The organism is Bradyrhizobium sp. WYCCWR15520 (genome assembly GCF_056174665.1).
Map to the genome: position 1 here is coordinate 24,301 of NZ_JBWBWM010000044.1, position 14,279 is coordinate 38,579.

Annotated in this window: 13 protein-coding genes; 9 read left to right on the forward strand and 4 right to left on the reverse strand. The window is 62.9% G+C overall.

All coding sequences use genetic code 11. The annotated features are described in order from the left end of the window. Positions 1-7 precede the first annotated feature (7 nt). From AC0QUY_RS35150 to AC0QUY_RS35165, 4 genes are all read left to right on the forward strand, one after another. A complete protein-coding gene (locus tag AC0QUY_RS35150; protein WP_475390604.1) occupies positions 8-1,201 on the forward strand; it encodes a dihydrodipicolinate synthase family protein in 1,194 nt (397 codons plus the stop codon). Further along, a complete protein-coding gene (locus AC0QUY_RS35155; RefSeq protein ID WP_475390606.1) occupies positions 1,201-2,064 on the forward strand; it encodes a sugar phosphate isomerase/epimerase family protein in 864 nt (287 codons plus the stop codon). Before AC0QUY_RS35150 ends, AC0QUY_RS35155 begins: the two co-directional genes overlap by 1 nt. A 234-nt stretch (positions 2,065-2,298) precedes the next feature. Continuing rightward, positions 2,299-2,589: a hypothetical protein gene (locus AC0QUY_RS35160; protein ID WP_475390607.1), complete on the forward strand. Its 291-nt coding sequence runs from the start codon at positions 2,299-2,301 to the stop codon at positions 2,587-2,589. Positions 2,590-2,785: 196 nt separating this feature from the next. Next, positions 2,786-3,139 (forward strand): hypothetical protein, encoded by a 354-nt coding sequence (locus AC0QUY_RS35165; protein WP_475390608.1) that lies wholly within the window; start codon positions 2,786-2,788, stop codon positions 3,137-3,139. Positions 3,140-3,189: 50 nt separating this feature from the next. Here AC0QUY_RS35165 and AC0QUY_RS35170 read toward each other — a convergent pair whose 3' ends face one another. Together AC0QUY_RS35170 and AC0QUY_RS35175 are read right to left on the reverse strand one after the other, a co-directional pair. Next, on the reverse strand, positions 3,190-3,564 hold the full coding sequence (locus AC0QUY_RS35170; RefSeq protein WP_475390609.1) for a c-type cytochrome: 375 nt from the start codon (positions 3,562-3,564) through the stop codon (positions 3,190-3,192). Between the two features lie 132 nt (positions 3,565-3,696). After that, positions 3,697-5,010: a Spy/CpxP family protein refolding chaperone gene (locus tag AC0QUY_RS35175; protein ID WP_475390611.1), complete on the reverse strand. Its 1,314-nt coding sequence runs from the start codon at positions 5,008-5,010 to the stop codon at positions 3,697-3,699. Positions 5,011-5,081: 71 nt separating this feature from the next. On the opposite strand from AC0QUY_RS35175, the gene AC0QUY_RS35180 reads away from it, so the two are divergent. Then, the gene (locus tag AC0QUY_RS35180; RefSeq protein WP_475390612.1) at positions 5,082-5,411 is read left to right on the forward strand and encodes a hypothetical protein; all 330 of its coding nucleotides are present in this window, start codon (positions 5,082-5,084) and stop codon (positions 5,409-5,411) included. Positions 5,412-5,705: 294 nt separating this feature from the next. Here AC0QUY_RS35180 and AC0QUY_RS35185 read toward each other — a convergent pair whose 3' ends face one another. Further along, positions 5,706-6,926 carry a cytochrome P450 gene (locus AC0QUY_RS35185; RefSeq protein ID WP_475390613.1) on the reverse strand — a complete coding sequence of 407 codons (1,221 nt, stop codon included), beginning with the start codon at positions 6,924-6,926 and terminating at the stop codon, positions 5,706-5,708. A gap of 303 nt (positions 6,927-7,229) precedes the next feature. Between AC0QUY_RS35185 and AC0QUY_RS35190 the strand changes: the two genes are divergently transcribed. The 4 genes from AC0QUY_RS35190 (at position 7,230) to cnbZ (ending at position 13,216) form a co-directional block, all read left to right on the forward strand. Next, positions 7,230-7,931, forward strand: a complete 702-nt coding sequence (locus AC0QUY_RS35190; protein ID WP_475390614.1) for a TetR/AcrR family transcriptional regulator — start codon at positions 7,230-7,232, stop codon at positions 7,929-7,931. Between the two features lies 1 nt (position 7,932). Then, positions 7,933-9,126, forward strand: coding sequence for an efflux RND transporter periplasmic adaptor subunit (locus AC0QUY_RS35195; RefSeq protein WP_475390615.1), 1,194 nt, complete (start codon positions 7,933-7,935; stop codon positions 9,124-9,126). Positions 9,127-9,244: 118 nt separating this feature from the next. Then, complete coding sequence (locus tag AC0QUY_RS35200) at positions 9,245-12,340, forward strand: MexW/MexI family multidrug efflux RND transporter permease subunit (protein WP_161852866.1); 3,096 nt, start codon at positions 9,245-9,247, stop codon at positions 12,338-12,340. Between the two features lie 132 nt (positions 12,341-12,472). Then, positions 12,473-13,216, forward strand: coding sequence for a 2-amino-5-chloromuconate deaminase CnbZ (cnbZ, locus tag AC0QUY_RS35205; RefSeq protein ID WP_475390616.1), 744 nt, complete (start codon positions 12,473-12,475; stop codon positions 13,214-13,216). 63 nt (positions 13,217-13,279) lie between these two features. Here the strand turns inward: cnbZ and AC0QUY_RS35210 are convergent, their stop codons facing one another. Further along, positions 13,280-14,245 carry a hypothetical protein gene (locus AC0QUY_RS35210; protein WP_475390618.1) on the reverse strand — a complete coding sequence of 322 codons (966 nt, stop codon included), beginning with the start codon at positions 14,243-14,245 and terminating at the stop codon, positions 13,280-13,282. Positions 14,246-14,279: the final 34 nt, after the last annotated feature.

Consider the following 14,279-nt stretch of genomic DNA (forward strand, 5'->3'; position numbering starts at 1 on the left):
CCTAGCCATGAACAAGCCTGTCCTGCCGATGTCATCGCTGTCAGTGAAGCTGCCGAGGGCGGACCGTTCCATCGAAACTTATCGTCTTGCCGCCTCGCGAACGTTTCCGGCAAAGCTCGAAGGCACGCTCAACCGCGTGGCTTTCTCGGCCGCGCACGTGGTTGCGGATCCGTTTGCCGATAACGATCCCTGGCTAAGCGCTGCCATCGATTGGGACCGGACGATTGCGTTCCGCGAGCATATCTGGGAGCTCGGCCTTGGCGTCGCCGAAGCGATGGACACCGCGCAGCGCGGCATGGGGCTGGACTGGCCGACGTCACTGGAGCTGATCCAGCGCTCGGTGAAGGCGGCCAAAGCGAAGGGCAACGCGCTGGTGTTCTCCGGCGCCGGCACCGATCACCTCACGGTGGAAGACGCGAAGTCGGTCGATGACGTCGTTCGTGCCTATGAAGAGCAGATCGCCGCGGTCGAGAAAGCCGGCGGCCGTATCATCCTGATGGCCTCGCGCGCGCTGGCGAAACTCGGCCGCAGCGCCGACGATTACGCCAAGGTCTATAACCGCGTGCTGGGGCAGGTGCGGGAGCCCGTGATCATCCACTGGCTCGGCGACATGTTCGATCCGGCGCTGGCCGGCTATTGGGGCACCGCCGATCTCGACAAGGCGATGGATACGGCGGTCGCCATCATCAACGCCAACGCGGCCAAGGTTGACGGCGTAAAAGTCTCGCTGCTCGACAAGCAGCGCGAGATCGACATGCGCCGGCGGCTCGACAAGAACGTCAAGATGTATACCGGCGACGATTTCAATTATGCCGAACTGATCGCGGGCGACGAGCAGGGCTTTTCCCACGCGCTGCTCGGCATCTTCGACGCCATCGCTCCCGCGGCTTCCTATGCGCTGTCGCGGCTCGCAGCCGGCGACGATGCCGGCTTCCATGACGTGCTGGGGCCGACGGTGCCGCTCTCGCGCCATATCTTCCGGGCGCCGACGCGATTCTACAAAACCGGCATTGTCTTCATGGCCTATCTCAGCGGCCATCAGGATCATTTCACCATGGTCGGCGGGCAGGAGAGCACGCGCTCGACGCTGCATCTGGCCGAACTGTTTCGTTTGGCAGACAAGGCCGGCCTGCTCTCCAACCCTGAACTGGCGACACGGCGCATGAAGACGGTGCTGGCAACGCGCGGCATCGAGCCCTGATGCGCAATTTCTCGAGCGATCATCGCTGGCTGTCGCTGAACACGGCGACGGTACGCAAGCAGGGCGATCTCGTCGCCATCATCGACGCCTGCGCGCGGCACGGCATCCGGGCCATCGACCCCTGGCGCGACCAGGTCGCATCGGTTGGCCTCGACCGCGCGGTGCGGGCCGTCCGCGATGCCGGGCTTGAATTGTCGGGCTATTGCCGTGGCGGTATGTTCACCTCCGATGCGGCGCGCCGCGTCGAGGCGCGTGACGACAATCGCCGCGCCGTCGACGAAGCCAAGGCACTGGGCGCGCCCTGCATGGTGCTTGTTGTCGGCGGCCTGCCGCAATATTCGCGTCCGGGAAGCGCTGTTTCGAAGGACATCGCGGCGGCACGCACGCAGGTTCACGACGCCATCGCCGAAATGCTGGAATATGCGCAGCAGGCCAACATGCCGCTTGCGATCGAACCGCTGCATCCGGCCTATGCCGCCGACCGCGCCTGCGTGAACACGACCAAGCAGGCACTGGATATTTGCGACCAGCTCGATCCGCAGCGCACCGGCGCGCTCGGCGTGGCGCTCGACGTCTATCACATCTGGTGGGATCCGGAATTGATGTCGCAGATCGCGCGCGCCGGAAAGGATCGCCTGCTCGCGTTTCACGTCTGCGACTGGCTGGTGCCGACAAAAGACATCCTCAACGACCGCGGCATGATGGGCGACGGCGTCATCGACATCAAATCCGCGCGAGCGGCGGTCGAGGCACAGGGCTTTGCCGGTTATTCCGAGATCGAAATCTTCTCCAACGACTGGTGGGCGAGGCCGATGGACGAGGTTTTGAAGACCTGCATCGAGCGGCATCGGACGGTGGTCTAACGGCCGCCAATCGAAGCCGCTTGTTCGCTGTCTCAATGGCGGACGGTGATGTCTCGTATGTGAACTGACACGCCTTCTGGTTGTGATAGTGTCGCGTCAAGAGACAGCGCGCGGTTCCAGATTTAACCTTTTGCGCGGCTATTTAGATTAACAAAGGGTTACCGTTGCGCCCCCGCGAACTCCGGCGCTAGCTACACCGCACGGAGAACGTCTCCGCGAGCGATGAGCGACAACATGAAAATCCTTTACGCAATTGCGACCCTCAGCCTGCTTTCGACCTCGGCGCAGGCCTGGCAGATCGTGGACCGCTGCACCCACAGCAGGTACTTTGGCAGTGTGTGCACGAGGTCTTTTGTCGACGACCCGGTGCGCAACCAGGCGCAAGAGCTGGAAGACGAAAAGGCAAGGCGCGCCAGCATCGAGAAGTGGGAAGCGTTCTGCAAACCGAAGCGCACCTACGACAATGAAGGCGTGGTCCGCCTGGTCTACGCCCGCAAGGGGTGTGAGTTCGGCCGCAGCGAGTAACTGTCCGTTTCCGCTCCTCGCATTCAGCGAGGAGCATCCCGGGCCTTTGCTCGGTGATGCCGTGGCCTTGCTGCGCCCGAAAGACAGCTAAATCTTTATCGACCAAATTGCGATCCGGTTAGTCACGCCGCTTTACGACGCCTCAATGCTTGTCGGCCATTGCTGACGCACGGCATTTATTCAAGAGGCAGTATCAATGCGCGTGTTCATCGCAATCTCGATTGTCATCGCTTCGGTCTCGTCCGCGCCCGCGCAGACTGCGGATGCCGCCCAGGCTGCCCAAGCGGCGAGGGCTGCCGCGGCCGCCTGGGCTGCGGCCAGTGCCTACGCGCCGCGGTACAGCCGGCAAAGCAATTTTTACGTTGGTGGCAGCAGCACCATGAAGATCACGCCCCGGACGGCCGAAGACCTGAAGGCCGATGAAGCCGGCCAGGCGGCATGGAAGGAACGCTGCCAGCCGACCGTGGTCGAGGACCGCGAGGGGCTGCGGCGCGTGAGATATGCCGAACGGGATTGCGATCTCTCCCGCTTCAACACCGCCGGCAATTAGCCGCTGCGCGCGGGTCGGATCGACCGGCGCGCCGGCTGAGCGCTGCCTCGCTATCGCGGTTGGGCAAGGAAGGCGACGATTTTCTTTCTGTCGTCGCTCGATGAGAGGCCACCGTACGGCTTCATGCTGTTGCCGGGTACGACCTCATCGGGATTTGCAATGAAGCGGTCGAGCTTCTCCTCGTCCCAGACAAAGCCAGCCTCCTTCATTGCGCCGGAAAACGCGTAATCCGGCAGCGATCCTGCTTTCCGTCCGACGATCTTGTACAGGTTGGGACCAAGCCGATTGTCGCCCTCTCTCACCAGGTGGCAGGTCCGGCAGGCATTGTTAAACGCCTGTTGTCCTGAGGTGTCCTCCGTGCCTTGCGGCGCCTGAGGCAGGGCGGAAGGCGATGCAAGCATGTACGCCGTTCCGCTCAATGCCATTATCAGGAGCAACCGGCGCCGGCGTCGCGCACGTTTGTCTTGCCGGTTGGATGCTGGCCGGAGCGTAATGGAGTGCCATGGCCTCATTCGATCACCTCGTTAGCCAAGGGATTGGTCAAAGTTGCGGTCACGTCAGGGGCTTGCGATCTGCCGCAGCGTGTTGAAGCGCGCCTTCTGTTCGCTGCCCAGCGTGGCATAGAACTTGTCCAATGCTTCCTGCACCCAATCGGCTGCCTCGATCATGGCCTTGAGCCGCTTCTCCATCGCGTCCAGCCGCCCGACCGGGGTAAGCGGCACGTCGTCCGGGCAGACAGCTTGCAGTCCTGCAACCGCCTTCTTGGTCACGTCGCTCAAGCGGTCGAGCGCTTCCTTTTGCTCGCCTGCCGGCCGTACGACAGCCTCGATCCGTTCGATCGGCATTTGGGTGAGGCTGGATTTCGGATCGCCGCAGCCCTCGGCTTGAGCATTCGCTTGCTGCTGCGGGCGTTCGCCGAGGCTCGGACCGAGCGCGTTGAAACGTGCCTTTTGCTCGTCGTTCAGCGAATTATAGAACTTCTCAAGTGCCGGCCGTACGATGGTTATCGCGTCGAGCGTCGCTTTTACGCGGTTCGTCATCGCTCGCAAGCGGCCAGGTGGCGTCATCGCATAGGAATCGGCGCAGGATTCCTTGAACACGTCGGCAGCCTTTGCCGCAGCGGTCTTCAATTCATCGAGCAGGGCACGCTGCTCGGGTGTCGGCCGTACCGCCCGCGTGATCTCCGCAATCGGCCAGGCGGTCACGCCCTTGCCTGGATCTCCGCACAATTGCCGGAGAGTCTGCGGGCTCACGCTTGCGCGTCCGCGCGCTCGAGAATCGGTGATCGCCGCACCTGGTTCAGGATATCGGGCATAAGCGGAATAGGGGCTGTCCGTACCCCAGAATACCGCGTCGACGAAGTCGTCGTAAGCGTAGGCCCAATAGCCGGGGTCGTAGGCGGTGGGCCAGAACGTATATTCGAAGATGTCGGAATAGGCATAGGGCCAGAATACCGGACCGAGCCAGGCCACAAACGCTGCGTGGTGGCCGCGACGCCAGGCGTGGCGCGGAGCCCAGCCGTGCTCCCGGGCCGTAAGTGCCGCTCGGGCCTGCAGGGCATCATTACTGCGGAACTGCGCGGCAAACCGTCCGCGTGCGGCGGCCTGCACAGCCGCCGCAGCGGCGGATCGTTCGGCCGAAGGCGGGGGTGCCAGCCGCTGCAGGCGCGCCTGATCGCTTTGCTGCATGCGCTGTTCGCGCTGGAGCAGGCGGCTCTGTGTCTGCAGCAACCGCTCCTGCGCACGTTGCGCCTGGCGGCCTTCGGGCTTTTGCGACTGCAATTGCTGCACACGCTGCTGCAGGCGATCGATGCGGCCCTGGCGCTCCGTGCTCTGGCGCGACAGCACCTCACGCTGCCGCTCCTGGACCATTTGCTGTCGCTGCTGGATGCGCTGCTCGCGCTGCTGCGCGCGCGTTTCGATCTGTTCCGTTCGCGACGGCCGTGCCTCCGCACCGGGAGATGCGCTCGGGCGCGATGGCGCGGCGATGCGCGGCTCGGGAGCTCTCGTCATGGCCGGTCGTTGCGGCGGTGCTGCACGCTGGATTTCGGGGCGTGGCCCTGCAACGCGCGGAGCGGCCGGTCGCGACGGTGCGGCGATACGCGGTGGCGCATGATGCGGCGCCATGGCCGGGCGCTGTGGCGGGGGAGCCGCACGGAACGCCGGCGCCGCGGGCCGCGCCATTGCCGGAGGTGCCGCAGGCCGAGCCATTGCCGGAGGTGGTGCCGCAGGCCGGGCCATTGCCGGAGGTGGTGCCGCTGGGCGAGCCATAGCCGGCGGTGGTCCCGCCGGTCGGGCCGCTGGCGCAGCCCCGCCAACTGGCCCGCCACCTTGGCCATGACCTCTGCCCTGTTGGGCGGACGAGCCGGTGCTCAACGCGATCGCGGAGACACCAAGGAAAAACACGGCAACGCGAACCCCGAGCGGAAGCATGGTCGCAACTCCCTCGTGCTTCGTCGCCCGCAAAGCTAACGCGCATGCGTAGGAATCGTTCGCTAGGAGCCTATGACTTATTATGCGATCTTGTGACTTTTGCGATCTTGTGACGCGGGAGCGGCGCTATAGCCTTAGCCGACCGTGCAGGGCACGCTCAGAAATCCGCGGAATCTCACCCGGCCGCCGCGGACCGGTTCGCCGTCGAGCGCATAATCCGGAAAGCGCGCGAGGAAACGCGAGATCGCAATCGCGCCCTCGAGCCGCGCCAGCGCCATCCCGGCGCATTGATGCGCGCCGGTGCCGAAGGCGAGATGCCGGTTCGGCGTGCGGCTGACATCAAGACGTTCGGGGTCGGCGAACTGCGCGGGATCACGGTTGGCCGCGCCGATGCACAGCGTCACCGGCGTGCCCGGTGGCATCTTGATGCCGCCGAGCTCGAACGGCTCGACTGTCATGCGGTTGCCGAGCTGGTTGGAGCTCTCGAACCGCAGCATTTCCTCGACCGCGGTCTTGATCAGCGACGGGTCCTCGATCAATCGTCGCTTCTCGACGGCGTGCTGCAGCAGCGCCACCAGCCCGTTGCCGATCAGGTTGGTGGTGGTCTCATGGCCGGCATTGAGCAGGAAGATGCAGTTGTGCAGCAGCTCCTTTTCGGTGAGCCGCTCGCCATTGTCTTCGCCCTGGATGAGCCGGGTCAGCACATCGCGGTCGGGATTGCCGGGCTTGGCCCGCCGCCGTGCCACCAGTACTTCCAGATAGGCAAGAAAATCCTTCACCGCCTTGTTGCCGCGGGCGAAAGCATCCGGGCCGATAACCGGCTCCAGCGCGCCGAGGATGGCGAGCGACCAGTCGCGCAAGGGGCCGCGCTCCTCCTGCGGAACGTCAAGCAGATTGCCGATCACCTCGATCGGAATCGCGGTCGCAAAATCCTCGATCAGATCGACCTTGCTTTTGGCCGCGATGGTGTCGAGCAGCCGGTCTACCAGCCTGACCAGATCTGGCTCCATGCCGGCAATCGCGCGTGGCGACAGCGCGCCCATGATGAGGCGGCGGACGCGGGTGTGGGCAGGAGGATCGTTGAAGACGAGGCTGGTGGTGTGGTGCTCGTAGAGCAGGGAGTCGCCGTACTTCGGCGAGAACTCCTTCTTCTTGTCCGACGAGAACGCCTTGGTGTTCTTGTAGGCCGTGACCAGATCGTCGTAGCGGGTCAGGAAATACGAACCGTTCGGCAGCCGCTTGACCGGCTCGTTCTCTCGCAGCGCGCGATAGGTCGGGTAGGGGTCCGCGTAGAACTCCGGCGTCAGCTTTTCGAGGTCGAAGGTCGCCGCCAGTTCGCGCGCATTCAGGTTCATGGCTCGCCATACCCTTTTGGGAGGTCGGGACAAATCGGCAAATTAGTCGCATGTGCAACTATCTTAGTTGCCGTTGCAGGGGCGTCAAGCGGGTGCGCTGCTGCCCACCGGGCGTCTCTGCGGCTCGCTTGGGTTGCGGCCCATCCGAAATGAGCCGGCAGGGTGCGCGTCGAACTCTGGGAAAAAATCGTGGCTGAACAAGGCGATGAGGCTGTGTCTTTGACGCCACCCCGGGACAGAATCCGCTTGGTGCGCTGCAATAGATCCTTGACTTCGTCAAGGTGAGTGATTACTCACGCCCTCATGTCCACCCTGCGTATGACCAGTGACTTGCGGCGCCAATTGATCCTGAGCGCTGCCAAGCGATGCTTCGCCCGTAACGGCTTTGCCGGCACCACGACCAAGAGCGTGGCGGCCGCCGCGGCTATTTCGGAAGGGCTGTTGTTCAAGCACTTCCCGTCCAAGGCCGCGCTCTATGCCGAAATTCTCGCCGAAGAATGCGAAGCCGATCCGGATTTCGCGCACCTGCTCGGCCAGGAGCCTTCCACTGCCACACTGGTCGAACTGGTCAAGGGCATGGTTGACCATTTCATCGAGGTATCGAACGGATCGGACCAGGAAGAGGCGCAGCGGCTGCGGCTGATGACGACCAGCCATCTCGACGACGGCGAGTTCGCGCGCCTGCTCTACGACAAGATCAGCGGCCTGATCAGGCCGGTATTCACCGCATCGATCGAAAGTGCGGTCGCGTCTGGCGATGCGGCGCGGATCGGCAGCGATCCGCTCAACCTGTTCTGGTTCGCGCATCACACCGTGCTGATGGCGGCGCTGACGCGGCTTCCGGTCGTGCCCTGTCTTTCCTACGGCAACGCCGCCGATCTCGAGCGGCAACTTAGTCAATTCATCCTGCGCGGCATCGGACTTAACGAGGCCGCAATTGCTTCTCATCTGGACGGCGGGCTGTCACCGAATTCGGGACAATCGGTAACGGCGGAAAGTGCATGACATGAATATCCTGACTGAACCCAAAATTTCGGGCAAGCCGATTACCGAGAAGCCGCACAAGCGGCCGGTCCGGATGGTGCGCTGGTTCATCATCATCGGAACGCTGCTGGCTCTGCTGGTCGGCGGCTTGGTGTGGTTCAACTACTTCCGCGGCAAGATGATCGCGCAGTTCTTCGCGGGCATGAAGCCGCCCCCGATTAGCGTCAACGTCGCCACGGCGAAGTCCGAAACGATTCCCAATCTTCTGACCGCGGTCGGCGATCTCGCCGCCGTGCATCAGGTCAACGTGACCTCCGACGTGAACGGCCGCATCACCGATATCCTGTTCACGGCAGGCGCTAGCGTGAAGGCGGGTACGCCGTTGGTGCAGTTGTTCGACGGTCCCGAGCAGGGCGACCTCGCCAACTTCAAGGCACAGCAGCGCGTGGCGCAGATATCGCTGGATCGCGCCAAGCAACTGGCCGAGCGCCAGGTCGGACCGCAAGCGACGGTGGATAATGCCCAGGCTGTGTTCGACCAGGCCAGTGCCGGCATCGCCAAGACGGAAGCCATCATCTCACAGAAGCTGGTGCGGGCTCCCTTCGACGGTGAACTCGGCGTTCGCAGGGTCGAGGTCGGACAATATCTGACCGCCGGGACGCAGATCGTCTCGTTGACCGATCTGTCGGTGCTGTTTGCGAACTTCACCGTGACGGAAAAGGATTCCGGCCAGCTCAAGGTCGGCCAGATCGTCCGTATCGCGGTCGATGCCTATCCGGGGCGCACCTTCGAGGGCAAGATCACCACCATCGAGCCGCAGATCGCGACCGAAACGCGAAACATTCGCGTGCAGGCCACGATCCAGAACCCGGACAAGATCCTCAAGCCCGGCATGTTCGCGACCACTACCGTGGTGCTGCCGGACAAGCCGCCGGTGGTCACCGTGCCCGAAACCGCGATCGACTACACGCTCTATGGCGACTCGGTCTACCTCATCAGCGAGAAGAAGGAAGAGGATGGCAAGACCAGCCTCTCGGTGACGCGGACCTTCGTGCAGACCGGCAACCGCATCGAAGGACGCGCCGAAATCCTGAAAGGGTTGAAAGATGGCGACCGCGTCGTCGCGGTGGGCCAGCTCAAGCTGCAATCGGGAGCGGCGGTGACGCTCTCGAACGATCCGGTGCCGCCAATTCCGGCGAAGCCGCCGCGCTACTGACACGCCTGGTAACTCACGATCGCGCGGCCCAAGGGGGCCGCGCTGGCGAAAGACGGGCAGCGGTGTTCTCGAATGATGCCGCGCCCCGAAATGCTGAACTCAGCGGGATAATCTACAGATGGCCTTCACCGATATTTTCATCAAGCGTCCGGTCCTGTCGGTCGTCGTCAGTCTGCTGATCCTGCTGATCGGCCTGCGGGCCGCTAGCGTATTGCCGATCCGGCAATACCCGAAGCTGTCGAATACCGTGGTCACCATCACGACCGTGTACCCGGGCGCATCGGCCAATCTGATCCAGGGTTTCATCACCACGCCGATTGAGCAGGCGGTCGCCTCGGCCGAGGGCGTGGACTACATCACTTCGTCGTCCGTGCAGGGCACGAGCACGATCCAGGTTTACGTCAAGCTGAATTTTGACCCGAACCAGGCGCTGACCGAAGTGCTCGCCAAGGTGAATTCGGTCAAATACCTGATCCCGAAGGAATCGAACGATCCCATCGTCGTCAAGACGACCGGTCAGACCACGGCCGTGATGTATCTCGGATTCTCCAGCGACGAGCTCTCGGGTTCGGCGATATCAGACTATCTGACGCGCGTGGTGCAGCCGGTACTGTCGACCGTCGATGGCGTGGCGTCCGCCGATATTCTCGGCGGCCAGACTTTTGCGATGCGGTTGTGGCTCGATCCGGTCAAGATGGCGGGGCGCGGCGTGTCGCCAAGCGATGTCTCGCAGGCGATTGCCGCAAACAACTTCCAGGCCGCGGCCGGGCAGTCCAAGGGCTACTTCATCGTCTCGAACGTTCAGACGAATACGGACCTGCGGAACCTCGAGCAATTCAAGAAGATGATCGTCAAATCCAAGGACGGCGGCTTCGTGCGGATCGAGGATATCGCAACCGTCGAGCTTGCCGCCCAGAGCTCGGATGCGAGCGTCGCCTTCAGCGGCGAGCGCGCGATCTTCATCGGCGTGCAGGCGACGCCGCAAGGCAACCCGCTGACGCTGGTCAAGGGTGTGCGCGCGTTGATGCCGGAGATCGAACGCAACCTGCCACCGTCGATGAAGATGAAGGTGGCCTATGACTCCACCAAGTTCATTCAGTCGTCGATCGACGAGGTGAAGAATACGCTGATCGAGGCGGTACTGATCGTCGTGGTCGTGATCTTCCTGTTCCTGGCCTCGTTCCGTTCGGTCATCATCCCGGTGGTCACGATTCCGCTGTCGTTGATTGGCGTCTGCAGCCTGATGCTGGCGATGGGCTTCAGCTTCAATCTTCTGACGCTGCTGGCGATGGTGCTGGCGATCGGACTCGTGGTCGACGACGCCATCGTGGTGGTCGAGAACATCCACCGCCATCTGGAGGAGGGCAAGACGCCGGTGCAGGCGTCGCTGCAGGGCGCGCGCGAAATTGTCGGACCCGTGATCTCGATGACGATCACGCTTGCCGCGGTGTATGCGCCGATCGGCTTCCTCGGCGGCCTCACCGGTTCGCTGTTCCGCGAATTTGCTTTCACGCTGGCGGGCTCGGTGATCGTATCGGGCGTGATCGCGCTGACGCTGTCGCCGATGATGTGCTCGGTGCTTCTCAAGAGTGCGGATGAGGGCCGGTTCGCCAGGCTGGTCAACAGGGTGTTCGGTGGGATGACGCGCTGGTACGGCCGTCAGCTCGACCGTTCGCTCGATTATCGCCCGATCACCGGGCTGTTCGCGCTGACGATCCTCGGTCTGGTCGGCTTCCTCTATATGAACACCTCCAAGGAGCTGGCACCGGAAGAGGACCAGGGCATCGTGTTCTCGGTGACAAAGGCGCCGAAATACGCCAACATCGATTATGTCGACTTCTATGGCGACAAGCTCGACAAGGCGTTCGCCAAGTTTCCCGAAACCGACCTGACTTTCGTCCTGAACGGCATCAACGGCCCGCAGGGCGGCATTGCCGGCATGCTGCTCAAGCCGTGGGACGAGCGTAAACGTTCCTCGATCCAGCTGAAGCCGCTGGTGCAGGCTGAAATCGGTAACATCGAAGGCGTCCAGGCATTTGCGTTCAACCTGCCGCCGCTTCCGGGCGGGCCGGGCGGCCTGCCGATACAGATGGTGATCAATTCGACCGCCGGCTTCCAGGCCGTCTACGAGCAGATGGCAAAGCTGAAAGAGGCCGCGCGCAAGAGCGGCATGTTCATCGTCTCCGACAGCGACCTCGAGTTCAACCAGCCGGTGGTGCGCGTCTCCATCGACCGTTCCAAGGCGAGCGACCTCGGCATCAACATGGCGCAGGTCGGCAGCACGTTGCAGACGCTTTTGGGCGGCAACTATGTCAACAGGTTCAACCTCGAGGGACGATCCTATCAGGTGATCCCGCAGGTCCCGCGCGGCATGCGGCTGTCGCCGGAATCGCTCGGCGGTTACTATGTCCCGACCAATACGGGACAGCTCGTGCCGCTGTCGACCATCGTGTCGATCGAGACCGCTACCGATCCAAATTCGCTCACGCACTACAACCAGCTCAACTCGGCGACCTTCTCTGCGGTGCCGATGCCGGGCGTGACGGTCGGGCAGGCCGTGGACTTCCTGGAGGGCGAAGCCAAGAAGCTGCCTGCCGGGTTCGGTCACGATTATCTGGCCGACTCCCGCCAATATGTGCAGGAAGGCAACCAGCTCGCGATCACCTTCGGCTTCGCCCTGATCATCATCTTCCTGGTGCTGGCGGCGCAGTTCGAAAGTCTGCGGGATCCGCTGGTGATCATGATCAGCGTGCCCATGGCGATCGTCGGTGCGCTGATTCCGCTGTTCTTCGGCGTGGCGACCATCAACATCTACACCCAGGTCGGGTTGCTGACGCTGGTCGGGCTGATTACCAAGCACGGCATTCTGATGGTGGAGTTCGCCAACGAATTGCAGCTCAAGGAAGGCCTCGACAAGCGTTCGGCGATCGAAATGGCGGCCCGCATCCGGCTGCGTCCGATCCTGATGACGACGGCAGCGATGGTCACCGGCCTGATCCCGCTGCTGACGGCAACCGGTGCTGGCGCCGCCAGCCGTTTCTCGATCGGCCTTGTCGTCGTATCCGGCATGTCGATCGGCACGCTGTTCACGCTGTTCGTGCTGCCGGCGGTCTATGTCTGGCTGGCCACGGACCACCAGGCCAAGGCCGACTCGCAGCGGACCAAGGAGATCGCCGATTTCGATCTCGGCACGCAGGGGCTCAAGCCGACCTGAGCTTTTTCGCCGGGAATGATCGCGGGCGACGGCAGCGGAAATCGCTGCCGTCGCTTTTTTATATCGGGAGGATGCGGCCCCGGCGACGCCGTCGGCGCTCCATGCTAGGAAACAGGAAAAAAGGGAGCCAGCATGACCAGTGAATTTGCAGCCGGAAACTACCGCTTCATTCCAGCCGTGTTTCAATATTCCGGCGGCGTGGCGGCCAATCCCGGATATGAGATCGAGCGGGTGCGCTTCGACAAATGGGTGCCGCTCGCCGAGGGATTTGCGCAGATCGCAAAATATATCGAGGCCGCAGGCAGGCCGCTGACGTCGTTCTGCGCCTGCGAGCTCCGATCGCCGGCCGCATTCACCGACGAGGGTTTTCGCAATTTCAACCTGCACTACGTCAAGACGCTGGCAGAGTGGGGCGTGTATGACGGGACGACCAATCCGGTGGCGCGCAGCAATGTCTGCCCGGAGATCGATCCGCCGGCCGAGCCGTCGTTCCACGCCTTTTCGTTCACGCGGCCGAGCCAAAGCACAGCGCCGAGCTTCGTGATCGCGGGCAGCGGCGAGTCGCAGGAGGGCAACGCCAGCTATGCCGAGCGTACCGTCCGTTACCGCGATATCAGCCCCGACGGCATTGCCGAGAAGGTTCGCTACGTTGCCGGCGTGATGGAGCGGCGCATGGGCGAGTTCGGGGTCGGCTGGAAGGACGCGACAGCGGTGCAGACCTACACCATCCACGATTTCCATCATGTCTTTGCTGACGCGCTCGTGCGCCGCGGCGCCGCGCGCGCGGGCCTGACCTGGCATTTCGCCCGGCCGCCGGTGATTGATCTCGAATATGAGATGGATTGCCGGAGGGTGCTGCGGGAAGTGGTGATTTAGGGGTCGCTATCGACCAGCGTGGAGGATTGGCCGGCGTTACGGCAAGTGCGTTTGCGCTGGGCTTCAATCCCGAACGAACAGTTTTCGCTTTGTTGCATCAATCGTCTTGCCCATGAGCATCGCCGGATCCTCGGCTGTGAATACGATCTCGATACCCCGAACGGTGTCTATGACGTCGGGAGGGACCTCGGTCTTCCGTCGGGCGCCAAGGATCCAGCCTGCACCCTGGTTGGACCATTTCCTATCGCCAGGGCCCTTTGACTTCTGTTCCCGCGCCCAGCCTACCGATGCGATGTGCTCGTCGCCCGATATCCGGCGCACATCCCGCATGAACGTTTGCACCAGCGCCAAGGCGGCATCTGTCAGGCTGACCGAACCAAGAGACGGGGCACCCTTGCGAAAGGCTTTGTCACTCTCGGCCGTGCGGGGCTGATCCGGTACCGCTTCCAGCATCTTCACAAACAGATCGGGGTAGGCATCGAGAGCGATTTTGCCGGCGAATGAAAGCTCGGCGGTAGCGTCGATGAACGGCTCCAGTGCTTTCGTGGGAGCGTTCTTATCAACGGCTTGGTCAAGCATGTCCCCGCCGAGTTCTCCGATGTCTTTTTGAAGGCGTGTTATCTCGTCGTTGAGGAGGTTGGCGGTTGTTCGTTCAATATCGCGCGGGGTCGCGTGGAACACCCTTGGAATGGACGACCGAGGCGAGGCGCGCGCAATGTCCGGATGGGCCCGATAGATCGGGTCGATAATGCTGTAGTAAAGATCGCCACGAATAGAGTCGGATCGCGAGCTTTCATCGCGAGCGTCGGCCAGGAGTCGGCATGCCTTGTGAATGTGCTGGTCGACGTAGATCGCACTGCGGCGGCTGACCTGAATTGGTGCGGCTGGTTTGGTGCGTTCCGCGCTGGTGGCTTCCACCCGGCACGGATCGTTGCGTACGACTAGCTTGCTGCTGGGAAGGTCCAGCTCGGCGGCGTGGGCCAGTGCGGTCGATCCCCAGATCAAGCTCGACGCTATGAAGACGCGCATGACATGCCCCCACCGGAAACTGCAACCGGCAGCT